The 21368-nt window shown below is 70.8% G+C and carries 15 protein-coding genes; 6 read left to right on the forward strand and 9 right to left on the reverse strand.

The window, feature by feature from the left end; all coding sequences use genetic code 11:
- Window positions 1–107: 107 nt before the first annotated feature.
- From BM085_RS04830 to BM085_RS04845, 4 genes are all read left to right on the forward strand, one after another.
- Window positions 108–3047: a PEP/pyruvate-binding domain-containing protein gene (locus BM085_RS04830; RefSeq protein ID WP_093885823.1), complete on the forward strand. Its 2940-nt coding sequence runs from the start codon at window positions 108–110 to the stop codon at window positions 3045–3047.
- A gap of 536 nt (window positions 3048–3583) precedes the next feature.
- A complete protein-coding gene (locus BM085_RS04835; protein ID WP_093885824.1) occupies window positions 3584–5317 on the forward strand; it encodes a choice-of-anchor P family protein in 1734 nt (577 codons plus the stop codon).
- A 229-nt stretch (window positions 5318–5546) separates the two neighbouring features.
- Window positions 5547–6488, forward strand: a complete 942-nt coding sequence (locus BM085_RS04840) for a carbohydrate kinase family protein (protein ID WP_093885825.1) — start codon at window positions 5547–5549, stop codon at window positions 6486–6488.
- 193 nt (window positions 6489–6681) lie between these two features.
- Window positions 6682–8553, forward strand: a complete 1872-nt coding sequence (locus tag BM085_RS04845; RefSeq protein WP_093885826.1) for a propionyl-CoA synthetase — start codon at window positions 6682–6684, stop codon at window positions 8551–8553.
- 31 nt (window positions 8554–8584) lie between these two features.
- Here the strand turns inward: BM085_RS04845 and BM085_RS04850 are convergent, their stop codons facing one another.
- The 3 genes from BM085_RS04850 to BM085_RS04865 form a co-directional block, all read right to left on the reverse strand.
- Complete coding sequence (locus BM085_RS04850; protein ID WP_093885827.1) at window positions 8585–9796, reverse strand: cation:proton antiporter; 1212 nt, start codon at window positions 9794–9796, stop codon at window positions 8585–8587.
- Between the two features lie 564 nt (window positions 9797–10360).
- A complete protein-coding gene (locus BM085_RS04860) occupies window positions 10361–11482 on the reverse strand; it encodes an N-acetylglucosamine kinase (protein ID WP_093885829.1) in 1122 nt (373 codons plus the stop codon).
- A gap of 2 nt (window positions 11483–11484) precedes the next feature.
- Complete coding sequence (locus tag BM085_RS04865) at window positions 11485–12486, reverse strand: alpha/beta hydrolase (protein ID WP_093885830.1); 1002 nt, start codon at window positions 12484–12486, stop codon at window positions 11485–11487.
- A 55-nt stretch (window positions 12487–12541) separates the two neighbouring features.
- Between BM085_RS04865 and BM085_RS04870 the strand changes: the two genes are divergently transcribed.
- Window positions 12542–13090 (forward strand): RNA polymerase sigma factor, encoded by a 549-nt coding sequence (locus BM085_RS04870; protein WP_093885831.1) that lies wholly within the window; start codon window positions 12542–12544, stop codon window positions 13088–13090.
- Window positions 13087–14043, forward strand: a complete 957-nt coding sequence (locus BM085_RS04875) for a hypothetical protein (protein ID WP_093885832.1) — start codon at window positions 13087–13089, stop codon at window positions 14041–14043. Before BM085_RS04870 ends, BM085_RS04875 begins: the two co-directional genes overlap by 4 nt.
- A gap of 65 nt (window positions 14044–14108) precedes the next feature.
- Here the strand turns inward: BM085_RS04875 and BM085_RS04880 are convergent, their stop codons facing one another.
- The 6 genes from BM085_RS04880 to BM085_RS04905 all read right to left on the reverse strand — a co-directional run bounded on the left by BM085_RS04880 (window position 14109) and on the right by BM085_RS04905 (window position 21245).
- Entirely contained in the window at window positions 14109–15503 is a 1395-nt protein-coding gene (locus BM085_RS04880) for an NAD(P)/FAD-dependent oxidoreductase (protein WP_093885833.1), read from the reverse strand.
- Window positions 15504–15678: 175 nt separating this feature from the next.
- Window positions 15679–16512, reverse strand: a complete 834-nt coding sequence (locus BM085_RS04885; RefSeq protein WP_093885834.1) for an ABC transporter permease — start codon at window positions 16510–16512, stop codon at window positions 15679–15681.
- The gene (locus tag BM085_RS04890; RefSeq protein ID WP_093885835.1) at window positions 16509–17360 is read right to left on the reverse strand and encodes an ABC transporter permease; all 852 of its coding nucleotides are present in this window, start codon (window positions 17358–17360) and stop codon (window positions 16509–16511) included. The genes BM085_RS04885 and BM085_RS04890 overlap by 4 nt, the downstream gene beginning before the upstream one ends.
- 6 nt (window positions 17361–17366) lie before the next feature.
- A complete protein-coding gene (locus BM085_RS04895; RefSeq protein ID WP_177244955.1) occupies window positions 17367–18608 on the reverse strand; it encodes an ABC transporter substrate-binding protein in 1242 nt (413 codons plus the stop codon).
- Between the two features lie 8 nt (window positions 18609–18616).
- The gene (locus tag BM085_RS04900; RefSeq protein WP_093885837.1) at window positions 18617–19762 is read right to left on the reverse strand and encodes an ABC transporter ATP-binding protein; all 1146 of its coding nucleotides are present in this window, start codon (window positions 19760–19762) and stop codon (window positions 18617–18619) included.
- A gap of 25 nt (window positions 19763–19787) precedes the next feature.
- Window positions 19788–21245 (reverse strand): gamma-aminobutyraldehyde dehydrogenase, encoded by a 1458-nt coding sequence (locus tag BM085_RS04905; RefSeq protein WP_012888613.1) that lies wholly within the window; start codon window positions 21243–21245, stop codon window positions 19788–19790.
- Between the last annotated feature and the right edge of the window lie 123 nt (window positions 21246–21368).

A 21368-nucleotide genomic window follows, 5' to 3' on the forward strand; every position in this document is an offset into this window, starting at 1 on the left:
AGAACGAACGGGCCCCGGCAGTAATTTCATCACTCGTTGACTTTCTGGATGGCCCGCCTTAACGTTTCAGGCACGCATTGGTTGCGGAGCAGCAAGGAGACGCGCCGATGTACGACACCCCACTGATCCTGAAATTCGATGACATCGATGCGGGGATGCTGCCCCTCGTCGGCGGCAAGGCCGCGAACCTCGGCGTGCTCACCGCCGCCGGCCTCCCCGTCCCTCCCGGACTCTGCGTCACCACCGAGGCCTACCGGCGGGTCACCGAGCAGGCCGGGCTGGAGGAGGTGCTCGACGCCCTCGCCGTCACGGCCGCCGGGGAGAGCCGGGCTCTGCACGAGCTGGCCGGCCGGGCCCGCGAGCTCGTGCTCTCCGCCCCGGTGCCCGCCGACATCGCCGACGCCGTACGGCGGAGCGCGCACGGCCCCGTCGCGGTCCGCTCCTCGGCCACCGCCGAGGACCTGCCGCACGCCAGCTTCGCCGGCCAGCAGGACACCTACCTCAACGTGATCGGCGCCGACGCCGTGCTGGACGCGGTCCGGCGCTGCTGGGCCTCGCTCTGGTCCGACCGGGCCGTGGCCTACCGCGCCGCCAACGGCATCGACCACCGGGCCGTGCTGGCGGCCGTCGTGATCCAGGAGATGGTCCAGTCGGAGGTCGCCGGGGTGATGTTCACCGCCAACCCGGTCACCGGACGGCGGCGCGAGGCGGTCATCGACGCGAGCCCCGGTCTCGGCGAGGCCGTGGTGTCCGGCGCGGTCAACCCCGACCACTTCGTGGTGGACACCGCCACCGGGCGGATCACCGAGCGGCGGCTGGGCGACAAGCGGCTGGCCGTACGGTCCCTGCCCGGCGGCGGCGTCGAGCACATCGAGACCGGCATGGAGGGCGCCTGCGTCACCGACGCCCAGATCCGGGCGCTGGCCGAGCTGGGCGGCCGGGTCGAGGACCACTACGGCTCCCCGCAGGACACCGAGTGGGCCGTCGACGCCGACGGCGCCCTCTGGCTGACCCAGTCGCGGCCGATCACCACCCTCTTCCCGATCCCCCGGCACGCGCGTCCGGCCGGAGCGGCCTCCGCGGTCGCCGGAGCCGGTCGCCGGACGGACCGCGCCGCCCACCTCCGCCCCGGCGGTCACGGAGAGCCGGGGGGCTCCGGCCCGGCCGGCGGGGAGCCGGGCGGCGCGCGGATCTACTTCTCCTTCAGCGTGGCCCAGGGCATCTACCCGCCGATCACCCCGATGGGCATGTCGGCCTTCCGGCTTCTGTCGTCGTCGGCCGCCGCCCTGCTGGGCGCCCCGGTCGCCGACCGGCTGGACGGGGCGCCCCAGTTCGCCGAGGCGGCCGGCCGGATGTTCATCGACGTCACGGGGATGATGCGCAGCCGGGTGGGCCGGGTGGGCCTGCCCCGGGTGCTCGACGTGATGGAGGCCAGGTCGGCCACCGTGCTGCGCGGCCTGTTCGACGATCCCCGCTTCAGCGTGACCCAGCGCTCGGTGCGCCCCGCCCTGCGCCGGCTCGTCAAGAACGCGATCCGCTTCCGCATCCCGGCACGCGCCGCGCAGGCCCTCCTGAAGCCCGAGAAGGCGCACCGGCGTGCGGAGCGGCTGGGAGTACGGCTCCGGACACAGCTGGCCGCTCCGGCGGGCGCCACCGCCCTCGAACGGCTCGACCACGTCGAACGGATCCTGGGCACCCGCGCCGTCCCCCTGCTGCCGACCGTCCTGCCGGGGCCGCTGGCCGGGTTCGCCATGCTCGGCCTGGCCTACCGCCTCCTCGGCGACCGCGCCCGGCCCGGTGAGCTCCAGACCGTCCTGCGGGGACTGCCGCACAACGTGACCACCGAGATGGACCTGGCGCTGTGGCACCTGGCCACCCGGATCCGCGCCGACCGGGAAGCCGCCTCCCTGCTGCTCGGCACACCGGCCGCCGAGCTGGCGGACCGCTTCGGCGACGGGACGCTGCCCGGTGTGGTGGACCGGGGCCTGAAGGAGTTTTTGGCCGTCTGCGGTGTCCGCGCGGTCGCCGAGATCGACCTCGGCGTGCCCCGCTGGTCGGAGGATCCGACGCACGTCATCGGCGTCCTGGCCAACTATCTCCGGCTGGAGGACCCCGCGCTCTCCCCCGACGCCCTGTTCGCCAGGGGCGCCGCGGAGGCCGTTCTCATGATCAAGTCTCTGAGCGCCCGCGCGGGGGGCGTCCGGGGCCGGATCGTCCGCTTCGCCCTGAGCCGGGCCCGGGTCCTGGCCGGCGTACGCGAGCTGCCCAAGTTCTCCATGGTGACCATCCTGGCCGCCATGCGTGCCGAGCTGGTGACCATCGGCACCGGCCTGACCACCCGCGGCCTCCTCGACTCGCCCCAGGACATCTTCTTCCTGACCATGGAAGAGGTCCGCACCGCCCTCACGACCGCCCCCGGGAAGACCGCCCCCGGAGAAAGCGCACCGGCCGCCCCCGAGGCAAGCACACCGACTTCCTCCAGCCAGAGCACACCGGCCGCCCCTGGAGAAAGCGCACCGGCCGTCTCCGGAGGGAGCGCACCAGCCATCCCCGGAGGAGGCACACCGGCCGCCCCCGGTGACGCGGCGCCGCCGTACCTCGCGACGCTGCGGGTGCTCGTCTCCGAGCGGCGCGAGGACGCCGCGCGTGAGCGGCGCCGCAGGCACCTGCCGCGTGTCCTGTTGTCGGACGGCACCGAGCCCGAGGCCGTCGCCACGTCGGCCCCGGTGGAGGGCGCGCTCACCGGTACCCCGGCCTCGGCGGGCAGTGTCACGGGGATCGCCAGGGTGGTCCTCGACCCGGTCGGCGCCCACCTGGAGCCCGGTGAGATCCTGATCTGTCCCTCCACCGACCCCGGCTGGACCCCGCTGTTCCTCACCGCGGGAGGACTGGTCATGGAGATGGGCGGCGCCAACTCCCACGGCGCCGTGGTCGCCCGCGAGTACGGCATCCCAGCCGTCGTGGGAGTCGCCCGCGCGACCGAGCACATCGTCACCGGCCAGCGGATCACCCTGGACGGCACGTCAGGCATGGTGATCACGGCCTGAGGCCGGGCCCGGCTCCGGCTCCGGCTCCGGCTCCGCAGCGAGAAGCACGGTGAGAGCGTCCCAACGGGCCGGATCCCGGCTGTAGCGGCACGCCGGGCCGGACCGCTCCGCAACCGCGTGCGCCGATAGACCGTGATACGGCTGCCCCGCGACCGCGACCGCCCGGCATCCCGGAACGCCGGTCGCCGAACACACCGCCGCCCGGAAACCTGGGTCGCCGAATCGGAGTGATAGATATGCGACCTATTTTACGCCGTTCCGGAAATGCCCGGCAATCGACATGCCCGCCCCCTACTCCGGTGCTGCTCAGCGAGGGCCTCATCCACTATTGGGCAAATACGGGTAAAGAGGAATCACCATTGACAGTCTTGGCAAGGTAGGCCATTTTATCGGGGAAGGTGCCGACAATTCGCCTCCCGATATTCGCCTTGCCGCCCGCCCGGCAAAACGAACCGCCAGGCCCATCGGGATATACGCGATGTTCGAGCTCTTTCCAGTTTCAGCGGCGTCATGGATTTACTGGGAGGAATTCACTGATGAAGTATTCGCATGCGCGTTTTCATGTGCCCGGCGCGCTCAGGCGGGCCCTGGCCGGCGCCACCGCACTCGTTCTGGCGGCATCGGCCGTGGTCGCCCAGAGCGGCGCCGCGACGGCGGCCCCCGGCACCCCGGGGGTGCCGCAGGCTCCGACGGTCGTCTTCGCCGAGAACTTCGAGAACGGCCAGGGGGCCACGCCCATCCTGGTCACCGGCTACACCGGGGCGGCTCCCGCCAACCAGACCTACACCGCCGACCCGGCATGGCTGACCGCCTGCAACGGCTGGATAGCCTCGCAGCGCAACCCGGCGACCGAGCCGGCGAACGGCGGCTGCGGCGGGTGGTGGGCCTCGGTCAAGCAGCTGGCCGGCACGCTGGGCCAGTGGGCGGGCGGCGATCCGGCGACCAACCACGCCGTCACCGCCTACACCAGTGGCGACCCCGGCTCGGGCAAGACCCAGCTGGAGGCCGTCAAGCCCGTCGGCATCGGCGCCCCCAACCGCTTCCTGACCTTCTCGGTCGACGCCGCCGAGGTCAACTGCCACGCCAACCACGCCAAGCTCGGCTTCTACCTGCTGGACGGCTCGACGGCGGTGCCCACCTTCACCACCCCGATCGAGCCGTGCGCCCACCCCAGCACGACCATCAACGGGATCGGCGTGGGCACCTACACCAGCAACAGCCCTGTGCTGTTCGGCGGCTCCACGGTGGGGCTCCGGCTGGTCAACTTCCAGGCCAGCGGCTACGGCAACGACGCCGCGTTCGACAACGTGCGGATCCTGGACGTCACACCCCGGCTCGACGTCGGTTACGGTCCCGCGTCGGTCGAGGTGGGTGCCCACTCGACGCTGACCTTCACCGTCACCAACACCAGCGAGCTGGCGGTGAAGAAGGGCTGGTCGTTCAAGGAGAAGCTGCCCTCCGGCCTGACCGTCGCGGCGACCGCGCCGGTGACCGACTGCGCGGACGCGACGGTGACGGCACCGGCGGGCGGCGGGCAGATCGGCGTGACCGGGACACTGGCCGCCGGCAAGGCGTCCTGCACCGTCAAGGTGGCGGTGACGTCCGCACGGGCCGGCACCTACACCACCTGCGCCGACGACCTGACCGCCCATGCCGGGATCATCCCGCCGGGATGCGCCGAGGTGAGGTTCGTCCCGCCCGTCCTGGTGTTCGACGCCCACGCGCACGGCGGCCGCGTCACCACCCCGCTGCTCGGCGTCCCGCCGCTCGCGCCGTCCGACATCACCTGCACCAAGACCGCGGGCACCGACGACGCCACGCTGGCCAGTGCCGCACTGGCCGGCCTCGGCACGCTGGGGGTCATCACCACCACGGCCTCGGGCGTGGTCGACGCGGCGGGGCTCCGCACCGCCACGGCCACGGCCACGACGGCCCGCCTCAGCCTGCTCGGCGGCCTCGTCACCGCGGACGAGATCACCTCGATGGCGAAGGCCCACGGCGACGACTCCGGAGACGTGAGCACCACCGGCCGAGTGGAGCTCACCAACCTGAAGGTCAACGGCGTCGCGATCGTCGATCCCGCCGCCGGCCTCACGATCGACCTCCCGCTGGTGGCCAAGGTCGTGATCAACGAGCGGGTGGCGACCGCCGGCGGCAACGGCGTCGCGGTCAACGCCATCCACATCCGCACCGTGGCGGGCGCCGAGATCGTCGTCAGCCATGCCAGGGCCGCGCTGACCGTGCCCGGAAAGCCCTGCCCGACCGCCTGACCGCGTCACCCGCCGGGGGCCGGGGTGCGACTCCCCGCCCCCGGCCCTCACGGGGAACAGCGCGCCCACGGACCGCGAATCGTCGATGAAAAGGGGCCTATATGTCAACGTTGACATCAGTTGCCCTGAGCGATGAACTCCCCGGGAAGAACCCTCAATGGCCCCGCGCGGTGAAGGGGCCGGTGACGTCACCGGAGCGCCTCCTGTCACGTCCGAGAAAGGCGGGCCCATGCCCCACACTCAGGTAGCCGTGCTCGGTGAATGCGTCGCCGACGCCTTCGCGACCGGGAACGCGCCGCAGGGAGAGCTCGCCCTGCGCGTCCTCCCCGGCGGGAGTCCCGCGAACACCGCCGTGGCCCTCGCCCGCCTCGGCACCCCCACCCGCTTCCTCGGACGGATCTCCACAGACGCCTTCGGCGCCCTGTTCCGCGCCCACCTCGGCGCCTCGGGGGTCGACCTGACCGGCTGCGTCACCGCCGACGAGCCCAGCACCCTGGCGGTGGCCACCCTGGACGAGTCGGGACAGGCCGGCTACACCTTCTACGCGGAGGGCTCGGCCGACTGGCAGTGGAGTACGGCGGAGCTGACCGCCGAGCGGCTCGGCGACGTCTCCTGCCTGCACACCGGCTCCATGGCCCTGGTCGGCGCCCCCGGCGCCGAGCACATCGAGGAGCTGCTGGCCAGGACCGCCGTCCACGCCACCGTCTCGATCGACCCCAACGTGCGCGCCGCCTTCGTCGACCTGGCCGTCTACCGGGAGCGGATGCCCCTGTGGTGCGCGCTCGCCGACATCGTCAAGCTGAGCGACGACGACCTGGGGCAGATCCACCCCGGCGAGTCTCTCGAAGAGGTCTGCGACGCCTGGCACGCCGCGGGCGCCCGCCTGATCGTGGTGACCCGCGGCCCCCGGGGCGCGACCGTCTCCCTCGACGGCGAGCGGGCGACGGTGCCCGCACCCGCCACGGAGGTCGTCGACACGGTCGGCGCCGGCGACTCCTTCACCGCCGCCTTCCTGCACCGGCTGCACTCCTCCGGCCTGCTGGGCGGGCGGCTCGACGTCCTCGGGCTCGACGGGGCCACGGAGGCGGCGGCCTTCGCCACCCGTGCCGCCGCGCTCACCTGCTCGGTGGCCGGAGCCAACCCGCCGTGGGCGCGCGACCTGGACGGCTGACGGGACCGGCCCGCCATGGGCGCGACCTGGACAGCTGACGGGATCGGCCAGGGCGCGGGTCGTGATCTGACCGGCCGGCGGCGGGAAGTGCGGCCTGCCGCGGGCAGGTGACCCGGACCGGCCCGGCGCGGGGACGCGCCCCCCGCCGGAGCGGTGTCTCGACCAGGCGCTCGCGGGAGAGCATGATGGTCTGATGTCGTATGTCGACGCCTTCGCCCGCAGCCTCGCCGATCCCGAAGGGTTCTGGTCCGAGGCCGCCGGGGCCGTCGCCTGGACCCGGACGCCGGGCCGGGCACTGGACGACGGGGATCCGCCGTTCTACCGGTGGTTTCCGGACGGGGAGCTGAACACCTGCTTCAACGCGCTCGACCGGCACGTCGAGGCGGGGCACGGCGACCGGGTCGCGCTGATCTACGACAGTCCCGTCACCGGGACCCTCCGCCGATACACCTACGCCGAGCTGCTCGGCGAGGTCGCCCGGTTCGCCGGGGTGCTGCGCTCGCTCGGTGTGGAGAAGGGCGACCGGGTGGTGGTCTACCTGCCGATGGTCCCGGAGGCGGTGATCGCCATGCTGGCCTGCGCGCGGCTGGGGGCGGTGCACTCGGTGGTGTTCGGCGGGTTCGCGCCCAAGGAGCTGGCGGCGCGGATCGACGACGCGCGGCCCAAGGTCATCGTGTCGGCCTCCTGTGGGATCGAGCCCAGCCGGGTGGTGCCGTACAAGCCGATGCTGGACGCCGCGCTGGAGCTGGCCGGGCACCGGCCCGCGCACTGCGTGATCCTCCAGCGCGAGCAGGCTCCGGCCGAGCTGGTGCCCGGCAGGGACGTGGACTGGGCGAGCGCGGACGCCGAGCCGGCCGGGTGCGTGCCGGTGCGGGCCACCGACCCGCTCTACATCCTCTACACCAGCGGGACCACCGGCCTGCCCAAGGGCGTCGTGCGTGACAACGGCGGGCACGCGGTGGCGCTGCTGTGGAGCATGACGAACGTCTACGGCATCGGGCCGGGCGAGGTGTTCTGGGCGGCCTCCGATGTCGGCTGGGTGGTCGGCCACTCCTACATCGTGTACGGCCCGCTGCTGCTCGGCGCCACGACCGTGCTCTACGAGGGCAAGCCGGTCGGCACCCCGGACGCGGGCGCCTTCTGGCGGGTGATCGCCGAGCACGGGGTGAACGCGCTGTTCACGGCGCCGACCGCGTTCCGGGCGATCAAGAAGGAGGATCCGGAGGCGGTCCTGCTGGGCGACTACGACGTCTCGTCGCTGCGGACGCTGTTCCTCGCCGGAGAGCGGCTGGACCCCGACACCTACCACTGGGCGTCGGACAGGCTCGGCGTCCCGGTGGTCGACCACTGGTGGCAGACCGAGACCGGCTGGCCCGTCGCCGCCAACCTGCGCGGCCTGGAGCCCATGCCGATCAAGCCCGGCTCCCCCACCGTGCCCGTCCCCGGCTACGACGTGCGCGTGCTCACGCCCTCGGGCGCCGAGTGCGCCCCCGGCGAGGAGGGCGCGATCTGCATCCGGCTGCCGCTCCCGCCCGGCACGCTCCCCACGCTCTGGCAGGACGACGAGCGCTATGTGAAGTCCTACCTGTCGGCCTTCCCCGGCCACTACCTGACCGGCGACGGCGGCTACGTGGACGAGGACGGCTATCTGTTCGTGATGGGCCGCACCGACGACGTGATCAACGTGGCCGGGCACCGGCTGTCCACCGGGTCCATGGAGGCGGTGCTGGCCGCGCATCCGGCGGTGGCCGAATGCGCGGTGATCGGGGTGACCGACGAGCTGAAGGGCCAGGTCCCGCGTGGCTTCGTGGTGCTGAAGAGCGGGGTGGAGACCGACCCCGCCGCGCTACGGGCCGAGCTGATCCGGGCGGTCCGCGATCAGGTGGGCGCCGTGGCGGCGTTCAAGGAGGTGGACGTGGTCCCGGCACTGCCGAAGACCCGGTCTGGCAAGATCCTCCGCAAGACCATGCGCGGCATCGCCGAGGGCTCCGACGAACCGGTTCCCTCGACCATCGAGGACGCGGCGGTGCTGGACACCCTCCGCTCGATCGTGACTCCGCACTGATCCCGCCGGACACGCCGGCCGCCGAAGCGGTTCAGGGGACGGAGTCCCCCTCCTGCGGCTCCCCGCGCCCTGGCCGCTTCCTCCCTCCCGGGAGTAGGCGGGCGATCGGCTCCGAACGGCTGGCGATCAGCGGTCCGAGCAGGGCGAGCACGAGCACGTACCCCGCGATGAACGGCGCGAGCCTGGTGTCCAGTCCGGCGGCCAGCGCCATGGTCGCCAGGACGAGGGCGAACTCGCCGCGGGACAGGACGGTGAGCGAGATGTTGACCGCCTCCATCCTGCCGAAGGAGTTCAGCTTGGCGGCCAGCACGCCGGCCACGACGTTGAGCAGCACCGTGATCGCCACTGCGATCACGATGGGCCAGGCCACCGAGAGCATGTCGCCCGGCTCGATGGACAGGCCGAACGCGAAGAAGAACAGCGCGGCGAAGGCGTCCCGGAGCGGGTGGACGAGCTGGCGGATGCGCGGCGCGGCCTTGGTCGAGCTCAGAATGAGTCCGATCATGAAGGCTCCGATGGCGTCGGAGACGCCGAGCTCCTCCGCGACGCCGGCGGTGAAGATCGCCAGACCGGTGAACATGACCACGAGCAGCTCGTCGTCCCTGGTCGTGACGAGCGTGTTGACCAGCCGCGTCCCCCAGCGGGCCAGCGCGGTCAGCACGATCAGGAAGGCGAACGCCTTGCCGAAGGAGATGGCGGCGGCGGCGAAGGTGTCGGCGCCGCTGAGCACCGGCTGCAGCACGGCCAGGTAGAGCGCGAGGAAGACGTCCTCGACCACGATGATGCCGAGGATGAGGCGGCTCTCCGGGTTGCCGAGCCGCCCGAGGTCGACGAGCAGCTTGGTCACGATGGCCGAGGAGGAGATGCCGATGACGCCGGCCAGGACCAGGGCCTCCCTGCTCCCCCAGCCGACGGCGAATCCGAAGGCCAGTCCGCCGCCGACGTTGAGCAGGATGTACAGGACCCCCGCCAGCACCAGCCGCCTGCCTCCTTGGACGAGGTCGTCCAGGGAGAACTCCAGGCCGAGGTAGAACAGTAGGAAGATCAGGCCGAGCGCGGCGATGACCTTCAGGTCCGCCGGGTTGTCGACCAGGGCGAGACCGGGCGTGTGCGGGCCGAAGATGATGCCCGCGAGCATGAACAGGGGGATGGTCGGCAGCCCGATCCGGGTGCCGAGCCTGGCGATGATCCCCGCGGCGAGGAAGGACCCGCCGAGGGCGATGAGAGCGTCACCCAGTGCCACGATGTCCCCTTTCGGGGCAGATTCCGGGCATGGTGAACGCGCATTCGTAGAACATGAAAACCTCCGTCGAGCGATCCGGTGTCAGGGCGTCACAGATCGCCGGACGGAGGCGCCCGGGGTTCGGCGCTTTCGTGTACGGCCCGCGCGACGGGAGCCGTCCGGGGTCGTGGGGGCGGAGTCCGTGTCCCCTGCCCCGGTCCGGCCGCTTCCGTGTGCGGCGGGGGCAGGCAGCGGTCCGCCTGATGATGGACGGACGGGGGGAGCAGCGCGCCCCCCGCCAGCGTGATCGCGAGTCCAGGCTCGTGATGGCGTCCGTGGGGGGCCGGAAGCGGCGCGTGGACGAAGGCGAACAGAGCCAGCAGCAGGGCGGCGACCGTACCGACGACCCTCCGCGACAAACCGGACCCTAACGCTTGATGGAATTGTCCATTACTTTATCATTTGTCCGCAGATGGGATTGGGATGCCGTAGCGGCCGGCCCCGCCCGCCCCGGCCATCGGCGGCAGACGGTCCCGCCCGCCTCACGCCTCCCGCAGGATCCTCCGGTGGAACCGCGCCGCCGTCTCACGCCTCCCGCAGGATCCTCCGGTGGAACCGCGCCGCCGCCTCCCGGTCCAGGCCGAACGCCTCCTTCGCCGCCAGCCAGGCCGCCGCCGCGGCCCCGTCACCGGCCAGGGCCGTCGGCGCGCCGAGCCCGTCCCGTACGGCGGAGCACACCGGCCCCTCGCTGGTCAGCACGCTCCCGGCCAGCACGATGGGGGTGTCCTCCCCTTCCTGGCGCACCTCGGCCACCGTCGCGCAGAGCAGCCCGGCCGCCGTCGCCACGATCTTCATCGCGTCGAGGTCGCCCGCGGCGGCGGCCCGGCTCACCAGCGGCGCCAGCCTCGCCAGCTCCAGCGGGGAGTGCCCCTGGGCGTGGACCACAAGCCGGATGGCCTCCGCCCTGCCGTCCACCGGCGGCCACCCGCCCGCGCGGCCGTCGCGGCCGGATGGACCGTCCTGGCCGTCGCGGATATCCCGACCGTCCTTGACATCGCGGCCGTCGCGGACATCCCGACTGTCCTGGCCGTCGCGACTGTCCTGGCCGTCGCGACTGTCCTGGCCGTCGCGGACGTCATGGCCGTCGTGGTTGTCGCTGTCGCGGATCTCCTCGGCGACCAGTCGCGTCAGCAGGCCGTCGCTCTCGCCCCGGCTCAGCGCCCGGACGGCCGCGCGGGCCGCCTCCCGCCCCAGCCAGAAGCCCGATCCCTGGTCCCCGAGCAGCCAGCCGAGCCCGTCGGAGACCGCCGTCGGCTCGCCGTCCTCGATGCGGGCGGCGATGGCCCCGGTCCCCGCGATGAGCACGGTGCCGCGCGGCTCCGCCGTACCGGCGGCGAAGGCGACGCCGAGATCGCCCGCCACGGCGGGGACGCAGCGCAGCCCGGCGGAGGCCCACATCCGGTCGAAGACGGCCCGGTCGAGCGCCCCGACCCCGGCCATCCCGATGACCGCCCCCGCCACCTCCGCCGGATCCACCCCGAGGAGGGCGGGCTCCAGCGCCCGCCGGATGTTGGCGGCGGCCGTGCCGGTGCCGTGGGCCGCCGGATTGCCCCCGGCGGCCTTGCCGTACCCGATCCGCCGCCCCGAGGCGTCGATGAGGAGCGCGCGCGAGGAGGTGCCGCCGACGTCCAGTCCGAGAACGTACATCGTCACAGGTGCTCGCCGAGGAACGCCACCGTGGCCTCGACGGCCCGGGTGACGTGCGGCTCGGTGTCGTAGAGGTCGATGTGGAGCCGGGTGTCCAGCCAGACGATCTTCTTGGGGCCGTCCATCCGCTTGTACGCCTCCTCGGCGCCCTCCGGGGAGCAGAACCGGTCGACCACGCCGTGCACGATCAGGCCGGGCTTGGGGGACAGGAAGTCGGCTCCGGTCATGTTGTCCACGGTGATCAGCTCGCGGAGGGAGGCCCTGGTGACCTCGTTGCGCCAGTGCGCCGAGCCGCCGCGCTCGGTGCCGTAGTAGGCGAACGGCTCGTCGCCCGGCATCGCGGCCTCCCCCTCGGCGGCCACGGCGGGCAGATACGCGACCTCGCCGCCCCGGTCCTGGCGCTCCAGCACCTCGGTGAAGGAGGCCAGCGCGTCCTGGTAGCCGCCGGGCGACATGCCGGCCCGCATGCCGTAGGGGTTGTTGTAGGCCCCGGCGATGCCCGCGAAGACCTTCACCCGGGGGTCGAACGCGGCGAACCTGAGCGCGTAGCCGGCGCCCAGGCAGATGCCGACCGCGCCGATCCTGCCGCCGTCGACCTCGGGCCGCGAGCGGAGCAGCGAGACCGCGGCCCGCAGGTCGTGCAGCTTGCCCTGCGCGTCCTCGTGGCAGCGCGGTATCCCGCCCGACTCGCCCCAGTTGCGATGGTCGAAGGCCAGCGTCACATATCCCGCCTCGGCGAGTCTGGCCGCGTACAGCCCGGCGACCTGGTCCCGCGTGCCGGTGAACGGCCCGGTGAGGACCAGCGCCGGACGCGGGCCCGCCGTGGCCGGCACCCGCAGGTCGCCGGCGAGCCTGACCCCGTCGACGTCGAACTCGACTCTCTCGATCACGCCCCCAGTCTGTACGGCTCCCGCCCCGGAAGCGAGCGGGAGGGACGGCCACACTGTCCGGGTGCGCGGAAAATCGCCGTGTTCCGCCGGAAATGATGGACGCCCTCGGCGCATGTAAAGAGTGTCCGCATTTCACACCGACGAGGGAGACCTGCCATGGGAACCGCCCGTGGATGACGAACGGCCGGCCAGATTCGAAGCCGTCTACCGGGAGACATACGGCCAGATCACCGCCTACGTCGCGCGCCGCTGCGGGTCGCCGCAGGACGCGGCGGACGTCGTGGCGGAGACCTTCGCCATCGCCTGGCGGCGGATGGACGACATGCCGCCGGGGCAGCAGGCCACCCTGTGGCTGTACGGCGTGGCCCGCAAGGTGCTGGCGGCCCACCGCCGCGGCGAGGTCCGCCGTCAGGCGCGCAGCGCCGAGCTGGACGCCGAGCTGGCCGACCTGTACGGAGACTCCCCCGACAGCAGGGTCGAGCTGGGCGCGATCGCCCAGGCGCTCGGAACTCTGCCCGACGACGACCGCGAGCTGCTGGCGCTGGTCGCCTGGGAGGGCCTGGACCGTGCGGAGATCGCCACGACGCTCGGGCTGTCGCGCAACGCCGTACGCATCAGGCTCTACCGCGCCCGCAGGCGCCTGTCCCGCGCGCTCGCCGAGGCGGGCGTCCGGTTCACCGCGGAAAGCCGGCTGGTCCCGGCGGAAAGGACATCATGAAGAACATCGACGGGATCGAAGCGATGAGACCGCTGGCCCGGGTCGAGCCCGGAAAGCCGGGAGGCCGCCCGTCCGGCGCGGGGGCGCGGACGCTGCTGGCCTCGATCACGGCCGAGGAGCCCGGCGCGGCCGCCGCCGAGCCGCACCGCGCCCGCCGGTACGGCCCCCGGCGCCTCGCCCTGGGCCTGGCCGCCGTGGCGGTGCTCGCCACGGGCGTCGTGGTCGGCCCGAGCCTGCTGAAGGACGGCCGCGGCACCGACCCCGCCTACGCCGTCACCAAGGACGCCAATGGGATCGTGTACGTCAAGGTCCGCGATTTCCATGACGCCGCCGGGCTGACGAGGCAGTTGAAGGACCTCGGTGTCCCCGCTGTCGTCGACTACGTCCCCGAGGGACAGCAGTGCCGGGAACCGCGTGCGACATACGTGACCGATGTTCCCCGCGGCCTGTACTACGCGCCGACGAACATTCCCGGCGAAGAGGGCGGCCCCGGCTGGCAGATGCAGATCGACACCAGACGCTTCAAGGACGGCCAGACCTTCGTCTGGACCATCGGGGAGAGCGGCACCAGCACCATCCTCATGAACGACCCGGTGGCGCCCTGCGTACTCGTCCCCGCCGACCCCCCAAAGCCGAGACCCGACTTCCTCGACTACCGTGTGGCAACCACCGAGGGCCACTCGCTCGCCGGGTACCGGGTGGAGGGGAAGACCGTGGGCGAGGTGGTGCCGGAGATCGAGAAGCGCGGGTTGAAGGTCACCTACATGATCATCGAACCCTACCCCGGGAACCCGGGCGGCTACAGCATGGACCCGGCCAGGCAGGACATTCCTGTCGGCAAGGACTGGGTCGTCTGGGAAGCGCGGGAACCCCGCCGGAGTCCCGGGGAGGTCCGCCTGGTCGTCACCGACAAGCGCTACGACAGGAGCCCGCTCGGCAGCCCCGAGGACTGACCGCGGACCCCGCTCCCTCACCGCGGGTGGTCCCGGCGAGGACCGGGACCACCCGCGGGCACCGCCTACGAGTCGAACCCGAGGCCCATCCGGTCCAGGGTGCGCAGCCAGAGGTTGCGGCGGCCCTGGTGGAGGTCGGCCTGGGCGATCGACCAGCGGGTCATCTGGATCCCGGCCGAGCGGACCGGCTCGGGCGGGAAGGGGAGCGGCTTCTCCTGGACCATCCGCAGCTCGGTCCGCTCGGTCCGCTCGCCGTTGAGCAGGTCGAGCATGACGTTCGCCCCGAAGCGGGTCGCGCCGACGCCCATGCCGGTGTAGCCGACGGCGTAGGCGAGGCGCCCGCCGTGCGACTGGCCGTAGAAGGCGCTGAACCGGCTGCAGGTGTCGATGATCCCGCCCCACCTGTGGGTGAAGCGGAGCTCGGAGAGCTGCGGGAACGTCGTGGAGAAGTGTTCCGCCAGCTTGACGAAGGTCTCGTCGCGCTGTTCGTACTCCGGCTTGATCTTGCCACCGTTGTAGTAGACCGCGTCGTAGCCGCCCCAGAGGATGCGGTTGTCGGCGGTCAGCCGGTAGTAGTGGAACTGGTTGGCCGAGTCTCCGACGCCCTGCCGGTTGTGCCAGCCGACGGAGGCCAGCTGGGCGTCGGAGAGCGGCTCGGTCATCAGCGCGTAGTCGTAGACCGGCACCAGGAAGTGCTTCAGCCGCCGCAGCAGCGGCTGGAACACGCCGGTGCCGAGGGCGACCTTGGCCGCCTTGACGGTGCCGTGCGGGGTGAGCAGCTCCATGCCCGTCCCGACGTCCTTCATGTTCCTGACCGGCGTGCGCTCGTAGATGCGCACGCCCAGGGAGAGGCAGGCCTGCCGGAGCCCCCATGCCAGCCGGGCGGGATCGACCATGGCGCAGCCGTCGCGTTCCCAGTGTCCACCGATGTAGGTGGGCGAGTTCACCTCCGCCCGGACCTGGTCCTGGTCGAGGGCGTCGAAACGGACTCCCAGCTCGCGGGCGACCTGCACGCTCTCGTGCATCTCCGCGAGCTGCCAGGGCTCGGTGGCCACGTGCAGCTCGCCGGTGCGTTCGTAGCCGCAGTCGATGTCGTAGCGGGCGACGGTCTCGCCGATCTCGTCGAGGTTGGCGCCACCCAGCCGTTCGAGTGTGGCGATCTCCTCGGGCCAGCGCTCCAGCCCGTTGGCGATCCCGTGGGTGAGCGTCGCCATCGCGAAGCCGCCGTTGCGGCCGGATGCCGCCCAGCCGATCCTGCGTCCCTCAAGCAGGACCACGTCGAGCGACGGGTCTCGTTCCTTGGCCATCAGGGCGGTCCACAGCCCCGAGAAGCCTCCGCCGACCACCGCCAGATCGGCGGTCGTGTTTCCGAAGAGCCGCGGTCGCGGCTCGGGTTTCGCCGGACTGTCGAGCCAGTACGGCTTGCGCTCCGCATCAGCAAGAGCCTTCAGCGGATCCACAAATCTCACTTCCCTACGGTGAGTCAAATTATTTTTGTGTGTGTATCGCGTGGTCATGAGGACCACACGCGGGTTCCCCCCGCCTGAATCCGATCTCGCCTCCCTGTTCTCTGCCGAGGATCTGGATACACCGAAGCCCCGCGCCACCCGGTGATGGCACGGGGCTTGACGGCAGCTAGGTGCGGCGGCGCGAGAGCACCGTGTTGAACACGGCGATCGCGACACCTACCGCGAATATAAGCGTTCCCAGGATGTTGACCTGCGGCGGCACCCCGATACGGGTGGCGCCCCAGATCCACAGCGGGAAGGTCTGGGTGGAACCGCTGGTGAACTGGGTGATCACGAAGTCGTCGATGGAGAGCGCGAAGGCCAGCAGCGCGCCCGCGACGACGCCGGGCAGGATCATCGGGAACGTCACCCGCCAGAACGTCACCCACGTGGACGCGCCCAGGTCCCGGGCCGCCTCCTCGATCGAGGGGTCCAGCCCGATCACCCGGGCCCGCACGGTGATGGCGACGAAGGACAGCGAGAACAGCACGTGCGCGATCACCACGGTCGCGAACCCGGTCTGCACGCCGCTGCTGATGAACAGCGACAGCAGCGAGGCGCCCATGACCAGCTCCGGCGAGGCGATCGCGGCGAACATCACCAGGTTGGTCGCGCCCTGGCCGCGGAACCGGTAGCGGCCCAGGGCCAGGCCCATGAGCGTGCCGAGCAGCGTCGTGATCACCGTGGCGAGCACCGCGATCTGGATGGAGTTGAGCACCGCCTCGGTCAGGTCGGGGTAGTCGCCCAGCCGGCCCCACCACTTGAGGGTGAAGCCCTGCCAGGTCACGTTCGACTTGCTCTGGGTGTCGTTGAAGCCGAAGGCGACCATGACCGCGATCGGCAGGAACAGCCAGACGAGGATCAGCCAGACGTAGCCCTTGAGCAGCCGGTCACCGAGCCGGGACCTGCCCCGCACCCGCTTGGCGGGCCCGGTCGCCCGCTGTGTCGTCACCGTGCTCATCGGGCCGCCGCCTCCAGCACGTTCTCGGTGCCGAGCGCCCTGGCGTAGGCGAAGATGCCGACCAGCATCGCCGCCATCAGCGTGAACGACAGCGCGGCGGCGGTCGGGTAGTCGTTGTTGACGAGATACTCGGTCTGGATGATGTTGCCGATCATCGTGTTCTCCGGGCCGCCGAGGATGCCGGCGTTGACGTAGTCCGCCGTCATCGGGACGAACGTCATCAGCACCCCGGCGAACACGCCCGGCAGCGAGAGCGGCAGCACGACCTTGGTGAACGCCTCGCGCCTGGCCGCGTACAGGTCCTGGGCGGCCTCGACCACCCGGGGGTCCACCCGCTCCAGGGCCACGTAGATCGGCAGGATCATGAACGGCAGGTAGTTGTAGACCAGGCCGCCGATCACCGCCACCGTCGTCTGCAGCACGTGGAAGTCACCGGGCACCAGGCCCATCGACTTCAGCGGGGACAGCAGCATGCCGTCGTCGGCCAGCAGGAACTTCCACGACACCGTGCGCAGCACGAACGAGACGAAGAACGGCAGCAGCACCAGCAGCAGGTAGGTGGACTTGCGGGGGCCGCCCTTGAAGGCGATCCAGTAGGCCATCGGATAGGCCAGCGCGACGGAGACGACCGTCGCGACCAGGCCGTAGCCGGCCGACCGCAGGAACTGCGTCCGGTACTGGACCAGGGCGTCGCCGTACACCGAGAAGTTGAACGTCTGGACGAACCCGTTCACCACGTCGCCCTCCTGGGTGGAGACCGAGGCCATGAAGACCATCGGCACCACCAGGAAGATCGCCAGCCAGAGACCGCCCGGCAGGATGAGCAGGTAGGGGGCGAGGCGTCTCATCTCCGGTCAGCCCTGGGTGACGGGTTGGAAGATGGACTCGAAGACCTTCTCCTCGGCCGTGGTCAGCGTCTGGTAGGAGCGCAGCTTGGCCATGTCGGTCTCGGAGGGGAAGATCAGCGGGCTCTTGGCGATCTGCTCCAGCGAGGCCTTGTCGTCGCCCTTGGCCTTGGCGGCGTCGGCGAGGATCAGATCCTTGGTGGCGGGCACCGGGGTGATGTAGTTGATGTACTCGACCAGCATGGTGGCGATCTTGGGCTGGTAGACGTAGTCCATCAGCATCAGGGCGTCCAGCGGGTTCTGCGCGGTCTTGGGGATGCACATGTTGTCGGTCCAGATCGTGCCGCCCTCCTCGGGCACCACGAACTTGAGGTCCTTGCCCTCGGCGACCTGCTGGAAGATGTCACCCGACCAGGCCATCGTGATCCACACGTCGCCCCGGACGAGGGCGTCGACGTAGTCGTTCTCGTAGTACTTGCGCACGAGCCCCGCGTCGCGCTGCTCCTTGAGCTTCTCCCCGGCCTTCCGCCAGTCGGCCTCGGTCGACTTGTCGGGGTCGATGCCCAGGGAGAACAGGCCGAAGTTGGCCACCTCCTGGGTGTCGAGCATCATGCCGACCTTGCCCTTGTACTTGGGGTTCCAGAGGTCCTGGATGCTCGTGACCCCGTCCACGTACTTGGGGTTGTAGGCGATGCCGGTCAGGCCGACGGTCCACGGGATCGTGTGGGTGTTGTTCGGGTCCCAGGTCGGGTTCTTGACCTTCTGGGCCGCGTTGGCCGCGAAGTTCGGCAGCTTGGAGTGGTCCAGCGGGACCAGGTAGCCCAGGGCGATGGCCTTGCTGAGCTGGAGGCCGTTCGTCAGGACCATCAGGTCGTAGCCGATGTCGTTGTCGGCGGCGAGCAGCGGCTGCATCTTGCCGAAGAACGTGGTGTTGTCCTGGATGGCCTCCTGGTAGGTCACCTTGATGCCGGTGTCGGCGGTGAACATCTCCAGGGAGGGATACCTCTTGCCGTCCTTGTCGATGTAGAGGGGCCAGTTGGCGAAGCGCAGGAGGTCGTTCTTCTTCTGGGAGGCCCAGAAGTCGGCGACGGCGTCCACCTTGGGCGGCTCCACCTTCTTGCCCTGGACGCCGCAGCCGGCGAGGGCCAGGCCCGCCGCGGACAGGCCGGCCAGGCGGAAGGCGTCACGACGGGTGATCGAGCGGCTCTGCGTCATACCCCGCAGGAAGGCCGGGTCATGTGAGTGGTGCATGGCGGTAGTCAACTTCCGATCGCGTACGAGTGGCGCGGCTGCCACGACAACCAGACGGCGTCACCGCGTTCTGCCGTACTCGTGCTGTCAAGCGCGTTCTGCTGGAACACGGTGACCTCGGCACCGTCTGCCAGGCTCACCGCGTAACTGTTGTAAAGGCCCAAGTAGACCACTTCGGACACGATGCCCGGCACGACGCTGAGGTCACCCGCCGGCTCCTCGGTGGAAATGGTGATCTTCTCGGGGCGCACGGTGACCGCGAGCGGGTCCGCGACCCGGAAACCGTCCCCCGCCACCAGGACCCGGCCCTCCTGCCCCAGCTTCAGTACGGCGGAGCCGGAGACGATCCGGTCCACGGTGCCGCTGAGGAGGTTGGAGGTGCCGATGAAGCCCGCCACGAACGCGGTGGACGGGCTCTCGTAGATCTCGCGGGGCGAGGCGAGCTGCTCGACCAGGCCGTCGTTCATGACGGCGATGCGGTCGCTCATGGTGAGCGCCTCGCTCTGGTCGTGCGTGACGTAGACGAACGTGATGCCGACCTCGCGCTGGATCCGCTTGAGCTCGATCTGCATGGCCTGGCGGAGCTTGAGGTCCAGGGCGCCGAGGGGCTCGTCCAGCAGGAGCGCGCGGGGCTTGTTGACGAGGGCGCGGGCCAGGGCCACCCGCTGCTGCTGGCCGCCGGACATCTCCCGGGGGCGGCGCTTCTCGCGGCCGGTGAGGGCCACGATCTCCAGCATCTCGCCGACGCGCCGCCTGATCTCGGCCTCGCCGATCTTCTTGCGCCTGAGACCGAAGGCGACGTTCTCCCAGACGTTCATGTGCGGGAACAGCGCGTAGGACTGGAAGACCATGTTCACGTCGCGCTTGTTGGGAGGGACGTCGGTGACGTCCTGGCCGTGCAGTCGCACCGTGCCGCGCGACGGATCCTCGAACCCGGCGATCATGCGCATCGTGGTGGTCTTGCCGCACCCGGAGGGCCCGAGGAGCGAGAAGAACTCGCCCTCTGTGATCGTCAGAGTCACTCCCTTTACCGCCTGGACGACTTCTCCGTGGGCGAGGTACTCCTTGACGACTCCGTCGAGTTCGATGGCGGGCACCTGGGCGGAGGTGGAGGCGGCGGCTGCCGCCTCCGTACCCGCCTGGATATCGGTCATACCAGGCTTATCCCTCTGTTCGCGGCTATTCGCCGATGTAGTGCATTACATGCTTAACGCGGAGATAATCATGCAACCCGAAAACGGAAAGATCCTTGCCGTATCCGGAGTGCTTGAAGCCACCGTGCGGCATCTCGGAGACAAACGGGATATGCGTGTTGACCCATACGACGCCAAAGTCGAGACGCTTCGACATCCGCATGGCCCGGCCGTGGTCGGAGGTCCACACCGAGCTCGACAGGCCGTACCTGACGCCGTTGGCCTTGGCCACCGCGTCGGCCTCGTCGGAGAAGGTCTGGACGGTGATGACGGGCCCGAAGACCTCGTTCTGCACCATCTCGTCGTCCTGCTGGAGGCCGTCGACGATGGTGGGAGCGAAGAAGTAGCCCTTGTCGCCGACCTGGTGGCCGCCGGTCAGGACCTTGGCGTGGCCGGGGACCCGGTCGAAGAAGGCCGCGACGCGGGCGAGCTGGCCGGCGTTGTTGAGCGGGCCGTACAGGGCGTCCTCGTTGGACAGGTCGCCGGTCACGGTGCCCGCGGCCGCCTCGGTGAGCGCGGCCACGAACTCGTCGTGGACGTCCTCGTGGACCAGCACGCGGCAGGCCGCGGTGCAGTCCTGGCCACCGTTGTAGAGACCGGCCGTGGCGATGGCCTCGGCGGCGGCCTTGAGGTCCTTGACGTCGTCGAAGACGACGACGGGGGCCTTGCCGCCCAGCTCCAGGTGGACCCGCTTGAGGTCCTCGGCCGCGGACTTGGCCACGGCCATACCCGCGCCGACCGAACCGGTGATCGCGACCATCTGCGCGGTCGGGTGGCCGACGACGAGGGCGCCGGTCTCGCGGTCGCCGACGACGACGTTGAAGACGCCCTTCGGCAGGATCTCCCCGAGGATCTCGGCCAGCTTGACCGTGGAGACCGGGGTGGTGTCGGAGGGCTTGAGCACGATGGTGTTGCCCGCGGCGAGCGCGGGGGCGATCTTCCAGACCGCCATCATCATCGGGTAGTTCCAGGGCGTGACCTGGCCCACGACGCCGATCGGCTCGTGCCGGATGACGGAGGTGTGGTCGGCGAGGAACTCGCCCGACGTCGGGCCCTCCAGGGTGCGCGCGGCGCCCGCGAAGAAGCGGAAGTGGTCGGCGGCCACCGGAGTCTCGTCCTCGGCCATGCGGGCACGCGGCTTGCCGGTGTTGAGGCACTCGGCCTCGTTCAGCTCCTCGGCGCGGGCGTCGACGGCGTCGGCCACCTTGAGCAGCAGGTTGGCCCGCTCGCCCGGAGTGAGCTGACTCCACGACTCGAAGGCGGCGGCCGCGGCGGCGTAGGCTTCGTCGACGTCCTCCGGGCCGGAGATCGGCGCCTGAAGGTAGGCCTCTCCGGTACAGGGGTCGATGACATCGGAGAATCGGCCGCTCTTGGCGTCCACGAACTCACCATTGATGTAGTTGCGCAGACGGGTGGGCTCATGGTTCTCAACCGGGGTGGTCAACGTTGACCTCCTTGCACAGTGGGGCCGAGTTGTCGCGACTCTTACAGAGTAGGTGCCTCGCGACAAGGGATTTCGTTGTGAAGATACCAAATTGCTACGAATTCGCTTGACAGAGACCCGAGA

This window comes from Streptosporangium canum, assembly GCF_900113865.1.
Taxonomy (GTDB): domain Bacteria; phylum Actinomycetota; class Actinomycetes; order Streptosporangiales; family Streptosporangiaceae; genus Streptosporangium; species Streptosporangium canum.